The following is a 245-nucleotide window of genomic DNA, read 5'->3' as shown; positions in this document are numbered from 1 at the left end:
TGGAAACTGAACTGGAATCTAGCTTCACGGCCCAGCACTTTGGCGACAAAGCGAGCGTACAAACTGTTGAAGCAGTAGCAAGCCTAGGCTATCAAGTGGTCGAAAGCATCAGTCTAGGTGCTGGTATTCGCTACGTAACAGGGGAAGGGCGCTTTGGTGCTAGCCTCAAAAGTGTAGCTGATGGCTCAGTGACCACTCTCAAGTACATGGAAGGTGATGACACATCATGGGGCTACCAACTTGGT

Annotated in this window: 1 protein-coding gene; it reads left to right on the top strand. The window is 50.6% G+C overall.

Annotated features, from left to right (window positions below):
• Positions 1-245 (top strand): outer membrane protein transport protein (locus tag A3773_RS17380; RefSeq protein ID WP_197462886.1); only part of this gene is annotated, 245 nt, incomplete at both ends.

The organism is Neptuniibacter pectenicola (genome assembly GCF_001597735.1).
Classification (GTDB): domain Bacteria; phylum Pseudomonadota; class Gammaproteobacteria; order Pseudomonadales; family Balneatricaceae; genus Neptuniibacter; species Neptuniibacter pectenicola.
Note: the sequence above shows the minus strand (reverse complement) of the source record. Positions and strands in the feature narration are given on the sequence as shown.